Origin of the sequence: Erythrobacter donghaensis (assembly GCF_002155425.1) — a bacterium.
Taxonomy (GTDB): domain Bacteria; phylum Pseudomonadota; class Alphaproteobacteria; order Sphingomonadales; family Sphingomonadaceae; genus Erythrobacter; species Erythrobacter donghaensis.
The window spans coordinates 11,075-33,389 of the sequence record NZ_MUYG01000009.1 but is presented as its reverse complement, the minus strand read 5'-3'; the positions used below and the strand labels follow the sequence as shown (position 1 = coordinate 33,389).

The 22,315-nt window shown below is 67.1% G+C and carries 17 protein-coding genes; 4 read left to right on the top strand and 13 right to left on the bottom strand.

Annotation, left to right across the window (positions count from 1 at the left end; all coding sequences use genetic code 11):
* Positions 1 to 2: 2 nt before the first annotated feature.
* The 3 genes from pstB (at position 3) to phoB (ending at position 2,252) form a co-directional block, all read left to right on the top strand.
* A complete protein-coding gene (pstB, locus tag BZF59_RS06390) occupies positions 3 to 770 on the top strand; it encodes a phosphate ABC transporter ATP-binding protein PstB (protein ID WP_086607817.1) in 768 nt (255 codons plus the stop codon).
* Positions 770 to 1,438, top strand: coding sequence for a phosphate signaling complex protein PhoU (gene phoU / locus BZF59_RS06385; RefSeq protein ID WP_211277362.1), 669 nt, complete (start codon positions 770 to 772; stop codon positions 1,436 to 1,438). The genes pstB and phoU overlap by 1 nt, the downstream gene beginning before the upstream one ends.
* 124 nt (positions 1,439 to 1,562) lie before the next feature.
* Positions 1,563 to 2,252: a phosphate regulon transcriptional regulator PhoB gene (phoB, locus tag BZF59_RS06380; RefSeq protein ID WP_086607427.1), complete on the top strand. Its 690-nt coding sequence runs from the start codon at positions 1,563 to 1,565 to the stop codon at positions 2,250 to 2,252.
* Here the strand turns inward: phoB and BZF59_RS06375 are convergent.
* From BZF59_RS06375 to BZF59_RS06340, 8 genes are all read right to left on the bottom strand, one after another.
* A complete protein-coding gene (locus tag BZF59_RS06375) occupies positions 2,249 to 2,968 on the bottom strand; it encodes an extensin-like domain-containing protein (RefSeq protein WP_086607426.1) in 720 nt (239 codons plus the stop codon). The two genes, phoB and BZF59_RS06375, sit on opposite strands and share 4 nt — an antisense overlap.
* 8 nt (positions 2,969 to 2,976) lie before the next feature.
* Entirely contained in the window at positions 2,977 to 6,675 is a 3,699-nt protein-coding gene (locus BZF59_RS06370; RefSeq protein ID WP_086607425.1) for an error-prone DNA polymerase, read from the bottom strand.
* Position 6,676: 1 nt separating this feature from the next.
* Positions 6,677 to 8,125, bottom strand: a complete 1,449-nt coding sequence (locus BZF59_RS06365; RefSeq protein WP_086607424.1) for a UdgX family uracil-DNA binding protein — start codon at positions 8,123 to 8,125, stop codon at positions 6,677 to 6,679.
* Positions 8,125 to 9,360: a putative DNA modification/repair radical SAM protein gene (locus BZF59_RS06360; protein ID WP_086607423.1), complete on the bottom strand. Its 1,236-nt coding sequence runs from the start codon at positions 9,358 to 9,360 to the stop codon at positions 8,125 to 8,127. The genes BZF59_RS06365 and BZF59_RS06360 overlap by 1 nt, the downstream gene beginning before the upstream one ends.
* An 88-nt stretch (positions 9,361 to 9,448) precedes the next feature.
* The gene (locus tag BZF59_RS06355; protein WP_086607422.1) at positions 9,449 to 9,784 is read right to left on the bottom strand and encodes a PilZ domain-containing protein; all 336 of its coding nucleotides are present in this window, start codon (positions 9,782 to 9,784) and stop codon (positions 9,449 to 9,451) included.
* A 63-nt stretch (positions 9,785 to 9,847) separates the two neighbouring features.
* Complete coding sequence (locus tag BZF59_RS06350; protein ID WP_086607816.1) at positions 9,848 to 11,458, bottom strand: DUF6504 family protein; 1,611 nt, start codon at positions 11,456 to 11,458, stop codon at positions 9,848 to 9,850.
* Complete coding sequence (locus tag BZF59_RS16410; RefSeq protein WP_245806053.1) at positions 11,355 to 12,152, bottom strand: recA-like protein; 798 nt, start codon at positions 12,150 to 12,152, stop codon at positions 11,355 to 11,357. Before BZF59_RS16410 ends, BZF59_RS06350 begins: the two co-directional genes overlap by 104 nt.
* A 107-nt stretch (positions 12,153 to 12,259) precedes the next feature.
* Positions 12,260 to 13,834, bottom strand: a complete 1,575-nt coding sequence (locus BZF59_RS06340) for an amino acid permease (RefSeq protein WP_086607420.1) — start codon at positions 13,832 to 13,834, stop codon at positions 12,260 to 12,262.
* Positions 13,835 to 13,971: 137 nt separating this feature from the next.
* Here BZF59_RS06340 and panB point away from each other — a divergent pair, with 137 nt between their 5' ends.
* A complete protein-coding gene (gene panB, locus BZF59_RS06335; RefSeq protein ID WP_086607419.1) occupies positions 13,972 to 14,844 on the top strand; it encodes a 3-methyl-2-oxobutanoate hydroxymethyltransferase in 873 nt (290 codons plus the stop codon).
* Here the strand turns inward: panB and BZF59_RS06330 are convergent.
* Genes BZF59_RS06330 through BZF59_RS06310 form a run of 5 tightly spaced genes read right to left on the bottom strand, consistent with a single transcriptional unit; the run spans position 14,841 to position 22,210 of the window.
* On the bottom strand, positions 14,841 to 15,815 hold the full coding sequence (locus BZF59_RS06330) for a bile acid:sodium symporter family protein (RefSeq protein WP_086607418.1): 975 nt from the start codon (positions 15,813 to 15,815) through the stop codon (positions 14,841 to 14,843). The two genes, panB and BZF59_RS06330, sit on opposite strands and share 4 nt — an antisense overlap.
* A 42-nt stretch (positions 15,816 to 15,857) precedes the next feature.
* Complete coding sequence (locus BZF59_RS06325; protein ID WP_158094284.1) at positions 15,858 to 17,348, bottom strand: tetratricopeptide repeat protein; 1,491 nt, start codon at positions 17,346 to 17,348, stop codon at positions 15,858 to 15,860.
* Positions 17,332 to 18,702, bottom strand: a complete 1,371-nt coding sequence (prsR, locus tag BZF59_RS06320; protein ID WP_086607416.1) for a PEP-CTERM-box response regulator transcription factor — start codon at positions 18,700 to 18,702, stop codon at positions 17,332 to 17,334. The genes BZF59_RS06325 and prsR overlap by 17 nt, the downstream gene beginning before the upstream one ends.
* Positions 18,702 to 20,846, bottom strand: coding sequence for an XrtA/PEP-CTERM system histidine kinase PrsK (gene prsK, locus BZF59_RS06315; RefSeq protein WP_086607415.1), 2,145 nt, complete (start codon positions 20,844 to 20,846; stop codon positions 18,702 to 18,704). Before prsK ends, prsR begins: the two co-directional genes overlap by 1 nt.
* Positions 20,825 to 22,210, bottom strand: coding sequence for a TIGR03013 family XrtA/PEP-CTERM system glycosyltransferase (locus tag BZF59_RS06310; protein WP_086607414.1), 1,386 nt, complete (start codon positions 22,208 to 22,210; stop codon positions 20,825 to 20,827). Before BZF59_RS06310 ends, prsK begins: the two co-directional genes overlap by 22 nt.
* Positions 22,211 to 22,315 lie beyond the last annotated feature (105 nt).

Below are 22,315 nucleotides of genomic sequence, written 5' to 3'. Positions count from 1 at the left end.
ACATGACCGACGAAGGCGCGAAGATCCGCGCGCGCGACGTCTGCGTCTACTACGGCGACAAGAAGGCGATCGACGAAGTGTCGATCGACATCTCGCCCAATTACGTCACCGCCTTCATTGGCCCCTCGGGCTGCGGCAAGTCGACCTTCCTGCGGTGCTTCAACCGCATGAACGACACGATCGGCACCGCCAAGGTGACCGGCCTGATCGAACTCGACGGCGAGGACATCCACGGCAACCGCATGGACGTGGTGCAGCTGCGCGCCCGTGTCGGCATGGTGTTCCAGAAGCCCAACCCTTTCCCCAAGTCGATCTACGAAAACATCGCCTATGGCCCCAAGATTCACGGGCTGGCGGAGAAGAAGGCCGATCTCGACGTGGTCGTCGAACGCTCGCTCACCCGCGCGGGGCTGTGGGACGAGGTCAAGGACCGGCTCGACGATTCGGGCACGGCGCTTTCGGGCGGACAGCAGCAGCGCCTGTGCATTGCGCGGGCGATTGCGGTTGACCCGGAGGTGATCCTGATGGACGAACCGGCCTCGGCGCTGGATCCCATCGCGACCGCCAAGATCGAGGAACTGATCGATGAACTCTCGGGCCGCTACGCCATCGTGATCGTCACCCACTCGATGCAGCAGGCCGCCCGTGTCAGCCAGCGCACCGCTTTCTTCCACCTCGGCAAGATGGTGGAGTACGGACCGACCTCGGAGATCTTCACCAATCCGATCGAGGAACGGACCAAGGATTATATTACAGGACGTTACGGCTGATGGCTGAACATACCGTCAAGGCATTCGATGAAGACATCACCCGGCTGCGCGGCCTGATCGCGGAGATGGGCGGGCTTGCCGAGGTCGCTATCGCCGAATCGCTCGACGCGCTGCTGCGCGGGGACGAGGTGCTTGCCGAACAGGTGGTGCTGCGTGACAAGCGCATGGATGCGCTCGAAATGGAAGTCGACAAGCTGGCGGTGCGGATCATCGCCCTGCGCGCGCCGATGGCAGACGATCTGCGCGAAGTCATCGCCGCGCTGAAGATCGCTGGCGTGCTCGAACGGATCGGCGACTATTCGAAGAACATCGCCAAGCGCACCGGCATGATCGAAGGCCGCGCGCGGTTTGAACCGCTCACCCTGCTCCCCACGATGGGCGAAGTGGCGAGCGAGATGGTGCATGACGTGCTCACCGCCTATGCCGCGCGTGACCCGGATCTGGCCCGCGAGGTGATCGCCACCGACGCCAAGGTCGATGGCTTCTACAACTCGATTTTCCGCAACCTCGTCAGCTACATGGTCGAGAATCCTTCGACTATTTCGAGCGCGGCGCAGCTGCTGTTCGTTGCGCGCAATATCGAACGCATCGGCGACCATGCCACCAACGTGGCCGAGATGGTGCACTTCGCCGCGACCGGGGTCTATCCGCCCGAGGGGGATCGATAGGGCCGCGCGCGATGTAGCCTGCGTGTGGAAAACTTGTCGCACGCCGTTTCATCAAATTGTCGCGGACGTGACACATAGGCCGGATCGTTGCCCGCCCGCGCGGGCCTGAGGAGGCATCTTTCGCATGTCCGCTGCCAAGCTTCTGCTCGTCGAAGACGATCCCGCCCTGTCCGAGCTGCTCGAATATCGCTTCCAGAACGAAGGCTACGCCGTGCGCTGCACCGGCGACGGCGATGAGGCGCTGATCCTAGCGGCTGAGGAAGTGCCCGATCTCATCATCCTCGACTGGATGATCGAAGGCACCAGCGGGATCGAAGTCTGCCGCCGCCTGCGCCGTGACAAGGAAACCGCGCACGTCCCGATCATCATGCTGACCGCGCGCGAGGCGGAGGATGACCGGGTGCGCGGTCTCGAGACCGGCGCGGACGATTACCTCACCAAGCCGTTCAGCCCGCGCGAGCTGCTCGCCCGCGTCGCGGCGGTGATGCGCCGCATCCGCCCGGCGCTGGCAGGCGAGACGATCGAAGTCGGCGATCTCAAGCTCGATCCGGTCGCGCACAAGGTCCAGCGCCGCGGGCGTGCGCTGCAACTCGGGCCGACCGAATACCGCCTGCTCAAGTTCTTCATGGAGAGCCCGGGCCGGGTGTTCAGCCGCGGCCAGCTGCTCGACGGGGTGTGGGGCACGGGCTCTGATATCGAGCTGCGCACGGTCGACGTCCACATCCGCCGCTTGCGCAAGGCGATCGGTATCGACGGCGCGAAGGACCCGATCCGCACGGTGCGCTCGGCCGGATATGCGCTTGAGGTGAGTTAGCGGCACACGCTCGACCAGCGATCGTCCTGGTCGAAGTGGAAGTGATCGGCGTGGGCAGCGTTGTAATCGGGTGAGAGCACGGTGGCGAAGCTCGTGCAGGCACCGTCGCGCACCTGACGCAGGAATTGCGCCTCGGGCGCATCGCCCTTCCAGTCCGTCAGCACGCTGATGCGCCTGCCGTCGTCCAGCACGAAAGCCGCGATGTCGATTGCGTTGGCCGTGGCGTGCTCGCTCCACGGGCCTTCGCTGCCGCCATACATCCGGCGGCAGGAGAAAACGCCGAGATGCTCGATCCGGGCGATATTGCTGCCAAGCAGCGCGCGTGCCGCGGGGGCTACGCTGTCGCGCCGCCACAATTCCAGGGCGGCAGCAACCGGGCAGGTTACCGCAGGCGTATCGGGCGAAAGCGGATAGTCGCCGAGCTGCGTACGGTCGGGCCGGGCACAGGCACCGTCCCCGACCGGCGGCAGCGCGGTGAAGGCAACATCGCTGCGTTCAAGCACCGCGCGGCATTCGCCGACATCGCTGCGCAGGGCTGCGAGCTTGCTGCGCGTCGCCCAGCCCGGCGGATTGTTGAGGTTGAGCGGTGCCATCGGATTGTGCTCGGGATGCTGCTGGAGCCACTGCCACCCGGCGATGGCAAGCGCGACGGGGATCAGCGCAAGGAGGGCGCGCCGCGCCGTGCGGAAATGGGTGTTGGGTTTCTTCGAAGCCATTGCTTGCCTTAATGAAAATCGCGCGATTTGGGGAGAATTCTGTGATCGCGCGGATGGCCGGTGACGTTGGGCTGCGGGGCGAGCTCATCGATCATGTCGCGCGGCAGAGGCGGCCCGCGATCGGGCATCGGCTTGTTGACTTCGTCCGCACGGGCGAGCGGGGCTTCGAGCAGATCGTCCGACAGCGCGTGGAGCGCCGCCGTCGCATCGGTCATGTGCGCGGCGATGACGTGGATCACCTCGTCGTCATATTCCACCCGCCCGCGCACCTCCATCAGGCGTGCACCCATCACCACCTTTCGCTGCTTCTCCTTGAGATCGGGCCAGACCACGAGATTGATCACCCCGGTCTCGTCCTCGAGCGTGATGAAGGTGACGCCCTTGGCGCTGCCGGGCCGCTGGCGGATCAGCACCACGCCCGCCACCTGTACCATCGAGCGGAACTTGCGGGAGCGCAGATCGGCCGCGCGCACGAAGCCGCGCTGGGCGAGATCGGCGCGCAGAAAGGCCATGGGATGCGCCTTCAGGCTGAGGCGCGTGGTCTGGTAATCGGCGACAACCTCCTCCGACAGCGGCATGGCGGGCAGGCGGATGGTGCTGCGCTCGGCCCCCTCCTCGCGAATTCCGGCAGCGCGGAACAGCGGCAGATCGGGCGCCGCGACCAGGCTGCGCGCGTCCCACAAGGCCTGCCTGCGGGTGAGGTTCAGCGAGGTGAAGGCATCGGCGCTGGCGAGCCGCTCGATATGGGCAGGGCCGAGACCCGCCCGCGCGCGCAGATCGGCGATGTCTCGAAACGGCCCGTTTGCCTCACGCTCGGCCACCAGCGCGGCGGCGATGTGTTCGGGCAGGCCGTCGATCTGCCTCAGGCCGAGGCGCAGGGCGTGGCTGCGGTCGAGCACGGGTTCGCGCAGAGGAACAGAGGCATCGCCCGCCCCGCGAAGCGGCCTTGAAGAATTCTCACACGAAGACACGAAGAGGGCGGCACTGGCCGCGACCTGGTGCGACATCTTCGTGTCTTCGTGTGAGATAATCTGCGGCTTCGCCGCGTGGGCCTCCTCTGAGATCTCTGCTCCTCTGCGCTCTCTGCGCGAAACCCCTTCTTCTGTCTTCTCCAGCGTGCAGTCCCACTGGCTGTGGTTCACATCCACCGGCAAAACCCGCACCCCGTGCTCCGCCGCATCGCGCACGATCTGCGCGGGCGCGTAGAAGCCCATCGGCTGCGAATTGAGCAGCGCCGCGGCGAAGGCGGCGGGGTAGTGGCACTTGAGCCAGCTCGAGACATAGACCAGCTGCGCGAAGCTCGCCGCGTGGCTTTCGGGGAAGCCATATTCGCCGAAGCCGCGAATCTGGTTGAAGCAGCGCTGCGCGAAGTCGCGGTCGTATCCGCGCGCGACCATGCGTTCGACCATCATGTCCTGAAGCTCGTCCACCATCCCGCGGCTGCGGAAGGTCGCCATCGCCTTGCGCAAGCGGTTCGCCTCGAGGCTGGAGAACTTCGCCGCATCGAGCGCGATTTTCATCGCCTGTTCCTGAAAGATCGGCACACCCAGCGTGCGCCCGAGGATGCTGGTAAGCTCGTCGGGCGGGCCGTGTTCCGGGGCCGGGGCGGGAATCTGGACCGGCTCGGCGCCCCTGCGGCGCTTCAGGTAGGGGTGCACCATGTCGCCCTGAATCGGGCCGGGCCGCACGATCGCGACCTGAATGACCAGATCGTAGAACTCGCGCGGGCGCAGACGCGGCAACATGTTCATCTGCGCGCGGCTTTCGACTTGGAAGACCCCGAGCGAGTCGCCCTTGCGCAGCATCGCGTAGGTCTCGGGGTCCTCGCGCGGCACCGTGGCGAGGGTCAGCGCGCGGCCGTGGTGGTCTGCCAGCAGATCGAGGCATTTGCGGATACAGGTCAGCATCCCCAGCGCCAGCACATCGACCTTGAGGATACCCAGCGCCTCGATATCGTCCTTGTCCCACTCGATGAAGCTGCGCTCGGGCATGGCACCGTTGCCGACCGGCACAGTCTCGGTCAGCGCGCCCTCGGTGAGGATGAACCCACCAACGTGCTGACCCAAATGGCGCGGCATTCCAATCATCTGACCGGTGAGTTTCAGTACACGTCTGAGGTGCGGGTCGGTGATGTCGAGGCCGGTCTCGGCGGCGTGCTTCTCGCTGATCTCGCGTCCCCATCCGCCCCACACGGTGCGCGCGAGCGCAGAGGTAACGTCCTCGGACAGGCCCATCGCCTTGCCCACCTCGCGGATCGCCATGCGCGGGCGGTAGTGGATCACGGTGGCGCACAGCCCTGCGCGGTGGCGGCCATATTTGCGGTAGATGTACTGGATCACCTCCTCGCGCCGCTCATGCTCGAAATCGACATCGATATCGGGCGGCTCCTTGCGCTCCTCGGAGATGAAGCGGTCGAACAGGAGCTGGTGCTTGGCCGGATCGACGCTGGTGATGCCGAGGACGTAGCACACCGCCGAATTGGCGGCTGACCCCCGCCCCTGACACAATATCGGCGGATCGCACCCCCGCGCGAAATCGACGATGTCCTTGATGGTGAGGAAGTAGCGCGCGAGATCGAGCTTGGCGATCAGCGCGAGTTCGCGCGCAAGCGTCTGGCGCACGCTGTCGGGCACGCCTTCGGGATAGCGCCGCCCTGCCCCGGCCAAGACCTCGCTTTCGAGGAAAGCCTGCGGGGTCTGGCCGTCGGGGTAGATTTCCTCCGGGTATTCGTAGCGCAATTCGTCGAGGCTGAAGCGGCACCGGTCCGCCACCTCGCGCGCGGCGCGGATCGCGTGGGGCCAGCAGGCGAAGAGGCGCTGCATCTGCTGCGGCGACTTCAGGTGCCGCTCGGCATTGGCATGGAGCAGGTGCCCGGCCTTGGCGACCGTGGTCTTGTGCCGGATCGCGGTCATCACGTCCTGCAGCGCGCGGCGTTCGGGCGTGTGGTAGTGGACGTCGTTGGTGGCGAGCAGCGTGAGGCCGTTCTCCCGCGCGAGGCTGTCGAGCCGCTCGATCCGGGCGATATCGTCGCCGCGGTAGAGGTAGCTGGCGGCCATGTGGCGCAGCGTCGGGAGTTGGCGAACGAGGTGCGGGATGAGGTCGGGGAACGGCAATTCCCTCACGTCATCCCGGCGCAAGCCGGGATCGCTGTCGGCCAGCGGTCCCGGATCAAGTCCGGGACGACGGAAGGGGATGACGTTGCTCGGCACCTGAATGGTGAATCGCGCCTCCAGATCGTCTGGCGGCAGCAGGATCAGCTGCACGCCATCGGAATGCTCCGCGAGCAGCGCCAGGTCGATCTCACACACGCCCTTGTCCTGCCATTCTCCGCTCAGTGTCTGCATCCGCCCCGCGCTGATGAGGCGGCACAAGCGTCCATAGGCAGCGCGATCTTCGGGGTAGGCGAGAAAGGCCAGTCCCTCGACCGTCTCGATCCGGCAGCCGATCACGGGCTTGAGTTTCAGCGTCTTGGACTCGGTGTGCAGCCGCACCACCCCGGCCATCGAGTTCACATCGGCGATCCCCAGCGCATCATAGCCCAGCTCATGCGCGGCCAGCACCAGATCGACCGCGTCCGAAGCGCCGCGAAGGAAGCTGAAGCAGCTGACGAGGCCCAGCTCGACGAACGGCGCCCGCAGCGGCGCAGCGACTCCATCGGGGTCGATGTCGAGCGTGCGCTTGTCGGGGGTCAGCGGAGCGTCGGGCATGTCAGCCCGTCAGCTCCGCGAGCCGCTCCCTCACCGCCGCGAGGTCGGCTGCAAACAGCGCCGTCTGCTCCTCGCGCGCGGCCCCATCGAGCCGCAGCAGGTAGGAGGGGTGCGCGGTGATCCACAGCTCGCTGCCATCATCGAGCGCCAGCGGCGTCCCGCGCGCCTTGGAGATGCTCACCGTTTTGCCAAGCACCCCGCGCGCCGCGCTTGCCCCCAGCGCCAGCACGATGCGGGGTCGGACAATCGCGCGTTCAGCATCGAGCCACCAGCGGCAGGTGTCGATCTCCTTCGCGCCCGGCGACTGATGGAGGCGGTGCTTGCCCTTCCAGGTGAACTTGAAATGCTTGACCGCGTTGGTGACATAGGTCGCCGCGCGGTCGATCCCCGCGCGGGCGAGGTGATCGTCGAGCAGCTGCCCGGCGGGGCCGACGAAGGGACGACCCACCACATCCTCCTGATCGCCCGGCTGCTCGCCGACGATCATGAGAGTCGCGCCAGACTGCCCCTCCCCCGCCACGGCGCGGGTGCCGCAATCGGCGATGGGACAATCGCGGCAGGCCGCAGCCCCTTGCGCAACTTCGGCGAGGGTCGCGGGGCGCACCCGCTCCTCGCGTTCACCCGCCTTCACCATCGCCGCCTCGCGCGCCTGCGCACCTGCAATCAGCTGGGGGATGAGCTCAGCCTCGGGCAGGTTCTTCCAGTATTTCTTCGGCATTTCCGAGAGCATCGCGCCGACCTTGAGCCGCGCCGGGTTGAAGATCGAGGCGTAGTAGGAACGCCACAGGTCCTCGACCGGGTCGCCGCCCGGAGCATCCTCGCGCCGCGCGGGCGGGCCTTCGCGCATGACCTCGCCGTCCCAGTGGATGCTCCCGCGCGGGGTCAGGATCGACCAGCGCATATTGGCGAAGCGGCGCATGAAGAAAGCGGCCTCGGCGCGCACGATATGGTGATCGGGCTCGAACCAGGCGACGAAGTGCGGGGTGCCGTCTTCCTCCTCGACCTCGCGGAAGCGGACGAAGGCGTGCATCTTGTGCGCATCGCGCCGCACCGATTTGGCGAGTTCCTCGAGGCGGCGGACCTCGGAATCGGCCTTGTCCTCCATCAGCCGCGGATTGCGCTGGAGCCGCCACAGCACGCGGTAGAGCAGCCCGAACCGCGCCGGATCGGAGTGCAGCGCAGCGCTGCGGGCGATGGTCAGGAAGCGCTGGCTGGCACGCACCGGCGGCGCATCGGCGGGCGGCGGAGGCAAGCGCTTGTCGCCGCGAGACGGGCCTTCGGCAGCGAACAAATCGCCGGTTGCGCCGGGTTCGATCCAGCTGACGCGGTCAGGCGGCACATCGCACTGCACCAGCCCTCGCGCCCGCTCGCGCCAGGCGGCGAAATCGTCGGGCGCGGGAAGGTGGACGGCGTAGTGGGCGCCGAGGGAGACGTTTTGCATCGCGGTCATCAGAACAGCTCCAACTGCTCGGACTTCGGCACGATCAGCCCGCGCAGATCAGCCCGGTCAGTGAGCAGCGTGGGCCGCCAGTCCACCGTGCAGATGAAGGGCCGCACCTTGGCGACCGAAGCCGTGAGCCGCGCGACATCGTCAAGCCGCAGCGTCCGGTGCCGCCGCGAGGCGAGAATGCGTGCGACCGCCTTGGTGCCCAGTCCCGGCACCCGCAGCAGCATCTCCTTCGGCGCGCGGTTGACGTCGACCGGGAAACTTTCGCGAAACTTGAGTGCCCAGGCGAGCTTGGGGTCGATATCGAGCGGCAGATTGCCATCCGCCTCGGCCGCATCGGCGACCTCCTGCGGGGCAAAGCCGTAGAACCGCATCAGCCAGTCCGACTGATACAGCCGGTGTTCGCGCAGCAAGGGCGGGCGCTTCAGCGGCAGCACCGCACTCGCATCGGGGATCGGCGAGAAGGCGCTGTAATAGACGCGCCTCAGCCCGAAGGCGTTGTAGAGCGTGCTCGCCTTGCCGATGATCACCGTGTCACTGGCCCCGTCCGCGCCAACGATCATCTGGGTCGATTGCCCCGCCGGGGCGAACCGCGGCGCGTGGCGGAAGCGCTTGCGCTCATCCTTGGCCTCGATGATCCGCGCCTTGGTGCGCCCCATCGCACCCTCGATCTGGCCCGCGTTCTTGTCGGGGGCGAGCCGCGTTAGCCCGGCGGTGGTGGGCAGTTCGACATTGATCGAGACCCGGTCGGCATAGAGACCCGCGGCGTGAATGATCTCGGCATCGGCCTCGGGAATGGTCTTGAGGTGGATATAGCCGCGAAAATCATGCTCTTCGCGCAGGATACGCGCGACTTCGACCAGCTGTTCCATCGTGTGATTGGCGTTTTTGACGATCCCCGAGGACAGGAACAGCCCCTCGATATAGTTGCGGCGATAGAAGTTGAGCGTCAGGTCCACCACCTCCTGCGGGGTGAAGCGCGCGCGCGGCGTGTTCGCGCTCTTGCGGTTGATGCAGTAGTGGCAATCGAAGATGCAGTGATTGGTCAGCAGGATCTTGAGCAGCGAGATGCAGCGCCCGTCCGGCGCATAGGCATGGCAAATGCCCATCCCCTCGGTCGAGCCCACGCCTTTCCCGCCCAGCGAATTCTTCTTGGCCGTGCCAGAAGACGCGCAGGAGGCATCATACTTGGCCGCATCGGCAAGGATTTCGAGTTTCTGGCGGAGGGTCTGCTGCATGGGAACTTTGGGGAACACCTTTCGTGTTCCTTATATGTTCCCTAGGCCCCGCTGCCAAATGCAAAGCTTGCAAGCGTTGAAAGTGTGCTCAGAGCGGGCGGCGCAGGCCCAGCCCGGCCGCTTCGTTGCGGCGGTGCTGATCGCACAGAAAATCGATCACCGCCGGATGCATCGCGCCTTCGAAGGCGACACCGGCCACCTGCCCGTCGATCCAGGCAATGTAGCCGAGCGGGGCGTTGATGCCATTGACCTTCATGGTCACCCGATCGCCGACTTCGCCAAAGCCCGCCTTCGCACGGATCTTGCAACCACCTTCGGACAGGTCGAGCAGATCGACGAACACCACGCGCGAGCGCACACGGCTTTTCACCGTCAGGCTCATCGGGCGCCGGTCTGCCGCGCGAGGGATGGAGTCGAGTGTCATGCGCGCAACTTGGCATAAAGGCGTAAAGAAAAGCTAAGCGAGGCGGTGAACATGCATTAGGCATCAGGCATAAAGCCCGTGCAGGAACCAGTCGGGCACCCCGCCGCGCCCGTCGCCGAGGATACCCTGCCGGTAGATCCAGTAGCGCCGCCCGGCCTCGTCCTCGATCCGGTAATAGTCGCGCAGCCGCGCGGTGGAGCGTTCGCGCCACCATTCGGGCGCGATTCGCTCCGGCCCTTCGACCCGGGCGACCTCGCGCACCTCGCCGCGCCAGCGGAAGCCCTGCGGCACGCCATCGGGCGAGGCGTAGAGCACCGCGATCGGCTCGGCCCGGTCAAGCAGCTTCAGCGGGCGGGCGTGGAAGGCGAGCTGGCCTTGCGCGGGCGGCACCGGATCGAGCGGCGGCTGCCAGCCCTGCGCGCGTTCGGGAATGTGGCTGGCGCGCGCCACCGGGCGGGTGACGGCCTGCGGGCCGAGGCGCACGCTCAGCCGGTCGATACAGGCAGCGAGCGCGGTGCCGTGGGTTTCCGCTGCCGCGTCGAGATCGGCCTGGGCAAGGCCGAGCGGCTCGCTCCAGCTGGCGCGCAGTTGCACCATCTCGATCCCGAACCCGGCCTCGACATCGTCGAGCCGCGCGACGAACAGCCGGGTGATGTGGTCCGCCTCACGGGTGGCGGCGGCGAGTTCGATGCGCCGGACGAGCACCTCGCCATCGACCCGCCACAAGGCCAGCTCAAGCCGCCGCGCGCCCTCGCCCCGCGCCTCGAGCGTGCGGACCATGTCCTGACTGAGATCCGCCATCACCCGGTCGAGCAGATCGCGGTGACGCAGCGGCTCCATCAACCGGCGCTGCACCATCGGCATCGGGCAGTCGACGACCGGCAGCAGCGGCTCGGGCACGCGGCCCAGCAGCTGGTCGAGCCGCAGCAGCGGGTTGGCGGCGGGCGAACGGTGATTGCGGAACCGGCGACGCAGCGCATCGCGCGCGGCGGCCTCGGCCGCTGGATCATCGCCGGTGCCGCTGACCCCGGCAAGTTCTCCCAGACGCTTGATCCCGAGGCGGCGCAGCGCGGTCAGCACGTCATCGTCGAGGCGCAAGGCCGCCACCGGCAAATCGCCGAGCAGACGCAGCGGATCGTCACCGGGCGCAAGGATCGCGCGCTGCGGCCCGTAATGCGACAGCGCCCAGGCCGCCCCGGCAGTCGGCGCGAGCGCGGGGCGGACGGCGAGCCCGGCCTTGGCAAAGGCGCGCATAACATCGGCAAGCAGGCGCTCTTCCCCGCCGAACAGATGCGCGGCCCCGGTGACATCGACCAACAGGCCATCGGGCGGGTCCATCGCGCTCCACGGCCCCCAGCGCTGCGCCCACAGCGCAAGCTTCTCCAGCGCCGCCAGATCGCCCGCGGGATCAGCGGGGACGGCGACAAGATCGGGGCAGAGTGCGCGCGCGTCGGCCAGCAACATCCCGGCCCGCGCGCCTGCGCGCAAGCCTTCGTCATTGGCTGCGGTGATGCGGGGCCCGTGCGCGGTGTCGAGGATCAGCGCGGTCGGCGCGCGCGCTTCCGGCGCCTCAGGCGCGAGCGCGCGCCGCCAACGATCGACCGACAGTCGGGCGAGCCACAGAGACAGGATCCGGCGCGGCGGCCGACTCCCCGGGGCGCTCGGTGTCGGGATCGCGGGCGAAGCGCAGGGTTCCGGCATCATCGCTGAGGCTCCATTGGCCAGGCGCGTGGGTGCGCGCGCGGAAGAGTTCGGCATGCCAGCTGGCGGTGCCGGGGGCGGCGGGGTTCCAGCGCGGCGGCGGCGAAGGCGCGGCGCGCACGCTCCAGCGCATCCGCGCCGAGGACAGGTCTGGCGCGGCATTGAGGCGCACCAGCCACAACCGCACTCCGTGCCTTTCGGCCATCAGGCTGAGACGGCGTGAGGCGGTGAAGGAGAGCGCCTTGGGGTTGCCCGCGATCTCTCCGATCACGCAGGCGAGGTCACGGCACCTGAGCCCTTCTTCCAGCGCGAACAGCGCGTCCTCCGGCGTGGCGGCGGCGACGTGGATGACCCGGTGGCGCAAATCGGGCGGCAGACCCGCAAGGCAGGGCCGCCCGCCCTGCCGGATCGCTCCGCGGTCCTGCACCCACAGCACCTGACGGGTATCCTCACCCTCCCCCGATGACGGGTCCGATGACGTCAAGGCGTCACGTGCCAGGGCCAGCGCCAGCCCCGCCCCGCTCGCCTCGGCGGCGGGCGCGAAGATTTCGGAGTGAAACGGCTGCGTGGCAAGGCCCGGCCGCCAGCGCGCCTCGGGCGCAGGGCGCGGCAGGAGGCGGGCAGGTGAGGGTTTGGAGGGCGTGAAAGGCATAAGCGAACGACTCATTTGTTCGCATTATGTTCCAACATCGCCGGATTGGCAATTGCCCTGTCCCCCAAAGCAAAAGGGCCGCCCAAGTGGGCGGCCCTTCGCATGTCAGCCTGTGCGGCGGATCAGGTGTCCGGGGTGTTGATCGGAATCATCTTTTCCTCGCCGCCAATATCGTCGACCACTTCGACGATTCCGCGGCCCAGATGGCTGTGGCTCCGGCTGTAGAGGAAATAGATCACGACACCGACCACGCCCCAGACCGGCAGGAACAGCATGGCCTCGATCGGCAGGTTGAAGAACAGCAACACACAGCCGATGATGGTTGCAGGTGCAACGATCCACACGAAAGGCACGCGGAAGTGCCGCTTGCGCTCGGGGTCGTTCTTGCGCAGCACCATCACGGCGACAGCCACCATGAGGAAGGCATAGAGCGTGCCTGCGTTCGAGATATCCGCCAGCTTCCCGACCGGGAAGAACGCCGCCGCGACCGCCACCGCCACGCCGGTGATCATCGTGACGATATGCGGCGTCTTGTACTTCGGGTGCACCGTGCTGAGCCGTTCGGGCAGCAAGCCGTCGCGGCTCATCACGAAGAAGATGCGCGTCTGGCCGAAGATCAGCACCAGAATAACCGAAGGCAGCGCGATGATTGCCGCGAGGCCAACTGCATTGCCGATCCACGAGAAACCGAGAACCTTGAGTACATGGGCCAAGGGCTCGTTCGAGCAAACCAGCGCATCCACATATTGCGGCATCGCGCACTGGCGCGCGAGTTCCTGCGAACCGGCCTCCAGCGGCAGGCCCATCGCGTCTAAGATCGGCTGGCCGCCGAGCGTGCCGATCGCGCCGGCAGCGACGAGGATGTAAAACACCGTACAGAACAGCAGCGAACCGATCAGGCCGATCGGCACGTTCTTCTGCGGATCCTTGGTTTCCTCGGCTGCGGTAGAAACCGCATCAAAGCCGACATAGGCAAAGAACATCGTCGCCGCCGCCCCGACTGCACCGACGCCGGAGCCCCAGCCGCCGAACACACCGGCCGGGAGGAAGGGGTTAAACCGCTCCATGCTGAATTCGGAGCTGGTCAGGGTGATCGCGAGAAACGCCAGAAGCGCCGTGACCTTGACCACCACGAGAACCGCGTTGACCTTGGCGCTTTCGCTGGTGCCGACCACCAGCAGCCAAGTCACCAGCAAGGCGATAATAAGCGCCGGGAGGTTGATCAATCCGCCCTCGGCCCCGCCAAAGACCAGCGGCCCTGCGCTGAGCCATGCCGGGAGCGATATCCCCAGTCCGCCCAGGATCGTGCCCGTGAAATACCCCGACCAACCGACCGACACTGCCGAGGCGGCGATCGCGTATTCCATGATCAACGCCCAACCGACCGTCCATGCGAAGAACTCGCTGATCGTGGCGTAGCTATAGGTGTAGGCACTGCCCGCCACCGGAATCATCGATGCAATCTCGGCATAGCAGAGCGCAGCCACGATGCACACGAGCCCGGCGATCAGGAAGGCAATCATCAGACCCGGTCCGGCCTTCTGGGCCCCGACCGACGTCAAAACGAAAATACCGGTGCCGATAACGCACCCGATGCCAAGCAGTGTAAGCTGAAACCAGCCAAGCGAGCGTTTCAGCGATTTCTTTTCCGCCGTTGCGAGGATCGCATCCAGCGGCTTTACCCTGTCAAGAAACATCTGAATTTGGTCTCCCATTGATCGCAGGCAGATCCCCTGCGCGATCGAACGGGAGCCAAGCTAGCGTAACAGGCCCGCAACACAAGCCGTAATCCACGGGGTTTCCCCCGGCGAGGACAGGCGCTAGACCCCGGGCCATGTCCACGACCTTCCAGCTCGACACCTCGACCAGCCGCGCCAACCCGACCCCGGCGCCGATGAAGCGCCTCACCGTGCCCGCGATCCGCGCGCGCAAGACAGACGGGGTGACGGGCGAACCGCTGGTGATGCTCACCGCCTACACCGCGCGGCAGGCGCAGCTGTTGGATAGCCATTGCGATCTGCTGCTGGTGGGAGATTCGCTGGGTCAAGTGATCTACGGCCTACCTTCGACCGTGCCGGTGACGCTGGAGATGATGGCGAACCACGGCGCGGCGGTGGTGCGCGGCTCATACCATTCGGTGGTGGTGGTCGACATGCCCTTCGGCTCCTACGAGGCCTCGCCCGAACAGGCCTTCGAAAGCGCGGCTTTCCTGCTGAAACAGACCGGCGCGGCCGCCGTGAAGCTTGAAGGCGGGGCCGCGATGGCGCCGACTGTCGCCTTCCTCAGCCAGCGCGGAATACCGGTGATGGGCCATGTCGGCCTCACCCCGCAGGCGGTCAATGTGCTGGGCGGCTATGGCGCGCGCGGGCGGTCGGATGCCGAGGCCGAGAAGATTGTCTCCGACGCGAAGGCGCTGGACGATGCGGGGGCCTTTGCCATTGTCATCGAAGGCGTAGTCGAGCCGATCGCGATTGCCGCCACCAAGACTGTCTCCTGCCCCACCATCGGTATCGGCGCCTCGGCCCAGTGCGACGGGCAGGTGCTCGTCACCGAGGACATGCTCGGCATGTTCGAACGCGTGCCGCGCTTCGTGAAGCGTTATGAGGACATTGCGGGCGTGATCGACCGCACCGTGTCGCAATATGCCGAGGAAGTGCGCGCGCGCAGCTTCCCCACGGCAGACCAGACCTACCAGCCCAAGGCCTAGGCGGGACCTTTCGCCAATCGCAGCGCCAGCGGTGCGGCCAGCACCAACTGCGCGAGGTGGTAGAGCAGCAGCGGCGCGATCACGAAGCCGGCGCTGGCGGGCGGGAACAGGATCGCAGCAAGCGGCGCGCCGATGGCGACGCTCTTCTGCGATCCGGCGAAGAGGAAAGCGATCCGGTCGCCGCGTGGCAGCCCGAGCGCGGCGCTCATCCCCCACGCGGCACCCAGCGCGAGTGCCAGCATCGCCAGCACTAGCCCTGCCAGCACCGCCCAGTCGGCAGGCGTGAACATCGTCGCCAACCCCTGCTCGACCGCGCCCGAAAAGGCGACATAGACCGCAATCCCGATCACCGCGCGGTCGAGCCAGGCGATGCGCCTGCGGTGCGCGGCGACGCGGTCGATCACCTTGTCCTGCACCGCCTGCCCGATCGCGAAGGGCAGGATCAGGATGACGCCGATGCGAATGATGGCCTCGCTGCCGATCTCGCCCGCCCCGCTCCCGCCCAACAGTGCGAACAGCGGGGCGCTCACGAACACCCCCGCGATATTGATCAGTGCCGCGCCCACCACCGCCAGCGCGACATTGCCATGCGCGAGGCTGGTATAGGACGTCGCCGATTGCACCGTCGAGGGCAGCACGCCGAGATAGACGAAGCCCAGCGCCACCAGCGGCGGCAGCACCGTTCCGGCAAGGCTCGCAAAGCCCAGTCCGGCCAGAGCCATCCCGCCGAAGACCAACAGCATCAGCGGCCCGAAATAACGCCAGTTCGCGATCCCCCGCGCGATCTCGCTGCGACGAATGCGCATTCCGTTGACGAGGAACAGCACGAAGATGCCGATATTCGACACCATCGAAGCGATCCCCCGCGCCTCGCCCGCAGCGGGCAGCACCAGCGCGAGCGCGGTGGCGATCACCAGCACGGCGATCATCGGATCGGTGAGGAAGGGTAGGCGGGCGGCAGGCTTGGTCATCGCGCAGCCCCCTGCCCCGCCCCAGCGCACTTGTCGAGCGTGCTAGCGCGCCTTGAGGGTGCGGGGCTGCACCTCGGCGAGCACGGCGGCGAAGCGCGCCTTGCCCCCCTTGTCGCCCAGTTCCTGTGCAGCGCGCAGCCTGAGGCGGAGCAGCATAGGATCGTGCCCTGCCCCGAGCCGGATCGCATGGTCGAGCAGCGCCGCCGCCCCGGCCCAGTCGCCGCCCGCCGCCAACCGCTCGGCCAGCGCGAGAGCCGCGCTCGCGGTCTGGGTATCGCCGGCCACCTGCCGGATCAGCAGCAGATCAGCCACCTCGCCCCTGCCGCTGCGCTGGAAGGCGGCGATGGTCTTGCGGGCAAGCGGCCAGGGGCGGCGCGCCTCGGCGGCGAGGCCATAGGCGGTGAGCGCGGCCTGCGCATCGCCCCCGCCCATGAAGGCATCACCCGCAAGGCTCGCCACATCGGCCGAGGCCGGAAAGCGCTGACGCAGCGCCTCGGCCCCGGCCCGCGCGCCGCTGCGGTTGCCCGCTAGCAGCGCCGCGCGGGTCTCTGCGGTCGGGGCAGGCAGGCCCTCGCGCACCGCCAGCACCACGGGGCCTGCACGCATCGGGCCATAGGCGCGCGCCAGCAGGGGCGCGGCCGCCGCGCGATCGCCACGCCGCTCATGCGCACGGGCGACCAGCATGACGAGATAGGGCGAGGCTTCGGGCAGCGCCGCCTCGGGGCCGAAGCGCGCGATCAGCGCATCCTCACGCCCGCCCGCCAGCAGCGCGCGCGCCAGCAATTCGCGCACACGTGCATTCGCTGGCTGGCGCGCCGCGAGCGTTTCGAGCGTCGCTGCGGCGCTATCGACGTTGCCTTCCTCGAGACTGATCAGCGCATCAAGCAGCAGGGCCGCCGGAACCTCGCGCTGCGCCATGCCGCTCCGCTCGAGCAAGCTGCGCGCAAGCCCATATTCGCCCCCACGCGCGGCCAAGACGGCCTGCAGCCACGGCACGCGGGGATCGTCGGGCGCGGCGTCGGCTAGCGCACGCACCATTTTCAGCATCGCACTTGCCTGTCCGCCATCGCCCAGCGTGGCAGCATATTCCGCGAGGATGTCGGGATTGTCGGGCGCGGCCTTGCGCGCGGCGGCAAACCAGCGCAGCGCATCGCTCGCGCCGTGAGCATCGCGCACCATCAGCGCGCGCAGCAGCAGCGCCGGGGCATGGTCGGGGCCGAAAGCCAGCGCGCGGTCCGCCGCTTCAAGCGCGGTCAGATGCTCCCCGCCGCGCAGCCGCAGCCGGGCGATGGCAACCCACAGATCGGGGCTTTCAGGCGCGAGGCTGCGCGCTTCGTCGAGCATCCTTGCTGCATCGGGCAGCGCGCCTCTGGCCATCGCCGCATCGGCATCGGCCAGCAGACGGCCCAGCGCCGCACCGCCTGCCACGGGCGGACGCGACGGTGCTTCCTCGATTTCGTCGCCGCACCCGGACAGCACCAGTGCCAGCGCCGCCGCGATCAGCGCCGTGGTGGCTCTAGGTCTGCAAGTCATACTGCTTGAGGAGGTCATACAGCGTCGGGCGGCTGATCCCGAGCAGCTTGGCGGTGCTCGAGATATTGCCCTCGCTTCGGGCGAGCGCATGGCGGATCACCCGGCGGTCCGCCGCCTCGCGCGCGGCCTTGAGGTTGAGCACATCGGCATCCTCCTCCTCACCCGGGCCGAGATCGAGATCCTCGGCATTGACCAGCTTGCCATCGGCCATGATCACCGCGCGCTTTACCCGGTTCTCCAGCTCGCGGACATTGCCCGGCCAGTCATGCGCGTCGATCGCGGCGAGCGCATCGGGTGCAAAGCCCGTGACTGCGGGGTTCATCTCGGCGGCAAAGCGCTTGAGGAAGGCCTTGGCGAGCAGCACCGGATCGCCGTGCCGCTCGGCAAGGCCGGGGATGCGCACGACGATTTCGGCGAGCCGATAGAACAGATCCTCGCGGAAGGCCCCGGCGGCGATCATGCTTTCGAGGTTCTGGTGGGTGGCGCACACGATCCGAGTGTTGACCGCAATCGCCTTGCGCCCGCCAACGCGCTCGATGGTGCGTTCCTGCAGGAAGCGCAGCAGCTTGACCTGCAAGGGCAGCGGAATGTCGCCGACCTCGTCGAGGAAAAGCGTACCCCCGTCGGCGCACTCGATCTTGCCCTCGGTCGTCTTGACCGCCCCGGTGAAGGCGCCCTTTTCATGCCCGAACAGCTCGCTTTCAAGCAGGTTCTCGGGAATCGCGGCGCAGTTGATCGCCACGAAGGGCCCGTTCGCGCGGTCACTGGCGTCGTGCAGGCCTTTCGCCAGCAGTTCCTTCCCCGTCCCGCTCGCGCCCAGCAGCATCACCGATACGCTGGTCTTCGCGACCCGTTCGATGGTGCGCGCGACCTTCACCATTTCGGGCGCGCCGGTAATCATCCGGCCAAGCACGGTCTTGTCCGCGCTGGAAGACGCGACAAGCCGCCGGTTCTCCTCCTCGATCGCGCGAAGGTTGAAGGCGCGGCGCACGATCAGGCCCAATGCGTCGATGTCGATCGGCTTCTGGTAGAAATCGTAAGCCCCACGCGCGATCGCCGCGAGCGCGCTTTCGCGTGCGCCGTGGCCGCTGGCGACGATCACCTTGGTGTCGGGCTTCAGCGCCATAATCGCGTCGAGCACGGCAAAGCCCTCGGTCGTGCCGTCGGGATCGGGCGGCAGGCCGAGATCGAGCGTCACCACGCCCGGCATTTCCGAGCGCAGCGCCGCAATCGCGCTGTCGCGGTCGCCCGCGATCACGACTTCGAAATCGTCATAGGCCCATTTGAGCTGAGCCTGCAGACCGGGATCGTCCTCGATCACCAGCAGCACGGGTTTCTTGTCAGCAGCAGCCATTACGCAACCTCTTGAATATCGGGAGCGATGCCCGCTTCGGCACCGGCCAGTCGCACCGCGTCGGCGCGCGGCAGCACCACCGAAAAGCGCGTGCCGAGCCCCTTGCGGCTTTCCACCGCGATCCGCCCGCCCATCGCCTTGATAAGCTCGCGCGCTTCGAAAGCCCCGATCCCGAACCCGCCCGACTTGGACGAGACGAAGGGCTTGAACAGCCCGCTACGGATGAATTCCGGGGTCATGCCCTGCCCTGAATCGACCACATCGATCGCGCCGTGCAGCCCCTCGGCCGAGACATCGAGGAAGACCGGCAGATCGCCCTCGGTCGCATCGATCGCGTTCTGCACCAGATGGATCAGCGCCTGTTCCAGCGCCTCGCGGTTGCCCACTACCTCGACCGGGACCTCTCGGGTCAGCGCCACGGGATGCACGCCCTTGAACCTGGCGGCAATCCCGCGCGCCAGAGCGACCAGCTCGATCGGGCCTGTCGCATTGACCTGCCCCGATCCATAGCGCCCGAGCCGGGCGAGTAGCGCCGAAAGCTTGTCCGCCGAATTGCGCAAGGTCACCAGCATGTCGGCGCGGAAGGCCGGGTTGTCGGCGTGCTTTTCGGCATTGGCGGCGAGCAGGGTCAGCTGGCTGACGAGATTCTTGATGTCGTGCATCACGAAAGCCATGCGGCGGTTGAATTCGTCGAACCGGCTCGCATCCATCAGCGCCTGCTGCCCTGCCTGTTCGGCAAGATAGCTCGCGAGCTGCTGGCCGGCGGTGCGCAGCAGGTCGAAATCCTCCCAGTCGAGCTGACGTGGATTGCGCGGGCGGGCGAGGACAATCGCGCCCACCAACCGGTCGAAATGGATCAGCGGCACCAGCGCCCAGGCATCCTCGGCCTCGATCAGCCATTCCGGCACATGCGCGCCCTCTCCATGGTGATCGACCCCGCGCCGCGCCTCGTCGAGCGCGAGCACCAGATTGTGCTGTTCGAGCATGCCCGCCAGCGCATAATCGCTCGCCAGCGCCGGGACCGCGATGGTCGGCCAGTTCCAGCGCGCGGTGAGTTCGAGCCGCGCTTCCTCGTTGGGCATCAGCAGCAGGCCCGCCGGGCTTTCGGTGATGTCGGCCAGTGCCTTGACCGCGCGTTCCTCGAGACTGGCACTGCCGGTGCCGCCATGGCCGATGGTGCGGGTGAAGCGCAGCCATTCCTGCCGGTAATCATAGCGGTGCTGGAACAGGTGCTTGGTCGCCGTGACCCGCATCCAGCCACGCAGCCGGGGCGACGGCAGGGCGATGGCGGCAGCAAGCACCGCGACCACCAGAAACATCACCTGGCTGGTGCGCGCCATGTCGCCGCCCAGCAGCGCCAGCGACTTGGTCACCAGCACCATCGCGGCGAGATAGCCGCCGATCAGCAGCAACGAGAGCGTGCGGAAAGTCACCGTGCGCGACGGGCTGAACTGCACCCGCGGCCCGGCGGCATTCATCCCCAGCGCGAACAACACCGCCATGGTCCCGGCAAACACGCCGCGCAGGTCCGTCAGCCCTAGCGGCGCCGCGCCGCCGAGATAGGCGATGGTGGCAAGGTTGAGATCATAGGCGAAGATCCCCGCCAGCCCGATCCCCGTCCAGCGCAGCACGGGCCGCAGCGCGCTCGCCGCGCCGGCATAGAGGTTGTGAAGCAGCATCAGCGCACCGATCGAGACCAGCATGTCGATCAGCACCCGCGCCTCGAACACCGCGCGCAAGCCGTGCACATCACCCGCGATGCGGCTGCCGACCAGCAGCACCACCGGCTGAAGCAGTTGCACCATGACCAGTGCGATGATCACCGGGCGCACCGGCTTGAGGCTCGCCGAGCGACCATCGGCGGCGAACAGGCTGAAGATCGTCGCGATCAGTGCCAGATTGCGCACCAGCGCGGCGATGATGGTTGCGCCGTGATCGGGCCCGAGCCCGGCGGCCAGTGAACACCACACAGCGCTCGCGCCAGAGGCCAGCATCAGTCCGGGACGATCGGGCCGCGCCCGCTCGCCATGCCGCCACAGCCACAGCATGGCGCCCGCGCTCAGCACGGCGCCCGCCAGCCATGCGAGGAAGCCCGCCAGCGGCGCTATGGCAGCCGCCCAGATCACCGCGCGCCCTCCGGCCACAGGATCACGCGCAGCGTCTGCAACAGGATCACGAAATCGAGGAAAGGCGTGTAGTTCTTGGCGTAGTAGAGATCATATTCGAGCTTGCAGCGGCTGTCCTCGACCGAGGCGCCATAGGGATAATTGATCTGCGCCCAGCCCGTGATGCCCGGTTTCACCATGTGGCGCTCGCCATAGAAGGGAATCTCCTCCTCGAGGCTTTCGACAAAGGAAGGTACTTCAGGGCGCGGGCCGACGAAGCTCATTTCGCCCTTCAGCACGCTCCATGTCTGCGGCAGTTCGTCGATCCGCACCTTGCGGATGAAGCGCCCGAGGCGGGTGATGCGCGGGTCGTTTTCCTCAGCCCACTTGGCCCCGTCCTTCTCGGCATCGGTCCGCATCGAGCGTAGCTTGATGAGCGTGAAGGGCTCGCCATACAGCCCCACCCGCTTCTGCCGGAAGAAGGCCGGGCCCTTGCTGTCGAGCTTCACCAGCCCTGCAAAGAGCACGATCACCGGCAGGGTCAGTGCCAGCAGGATCGAAGAGGCAAGAATGTCGAAGATGCGCTTCGAAGCGCTCGAGAACATCCGGCTGCTGGAAAAACCGTCGGAGAAGATCAGCCAGCTCGGATTGATCGTGTCGAGATCGACGCGGCCCGTCTCGCGCTCGATGAAGCTGGAGAAATCGTTGACGTGGACGCCCTTGGTCTTGATCCTGAGCAAGTCTTTGAGCGGCAGGGCATTGCGGCGTTCCTGCAAGGCAAGCACCACTTCCGACACGCCGAGGTTTTCGACAAAGCGGCCGAGATCGTGGATCGCCGCGCGCGGAATCGCCTCGTCGAGGCAGCGGTCGCTTTCGCTCATGGCGATGAAGGCGACGATCACAAAGCCGGTCTCGGGCCGCTCGCCCAGGTCGCGCAGCCGCACCGCACGGTCGCTCGCCCCAAGCACCATCACCCGGCGGCGGAAGGCGGAGGAGCCTAGGAAGGAATTGAGCAGGAGCCGGTCAGCGACCAGCACAAGGATCGCCAGCCCCATGGTGTAGAGCAGGGTCGATCGCCAGAAGACGTCGCTGCGGATCACGAAGTCGATCACCGCCAGAGCAATGATGCCGAGGCTGATCGCCACCAGCACCCGCGCTCCAGCAAAGCGCAAGGATCGCAGGGCGTTGGGGCCATAAACCCCGACCGCGATCATCGCCAGCCAGATGACCGAAGCCGTGCCGAACAGCGCCAGCCCGCGATCGCCGACCTGGCCGAGGTCCATCCCGATCTGATGCGCGCGCCACTGCCACGCGATCTCGCTCGCCAGCACCAGCAAGCCGAGATCGAGCAGGCCGAGCAGCAGCACGGCGTGCGGGATATAATGCTTGAACAGGCGGATCATCGCGTGGGGTGCCTCTGGTGCATGCCCCAACGCTTCTAGGCACCATACCTTAAGTGTCGGTAAATTTTACACCGTCCCGTGCGCGCTGCTTTCCTGCGGGTTGCG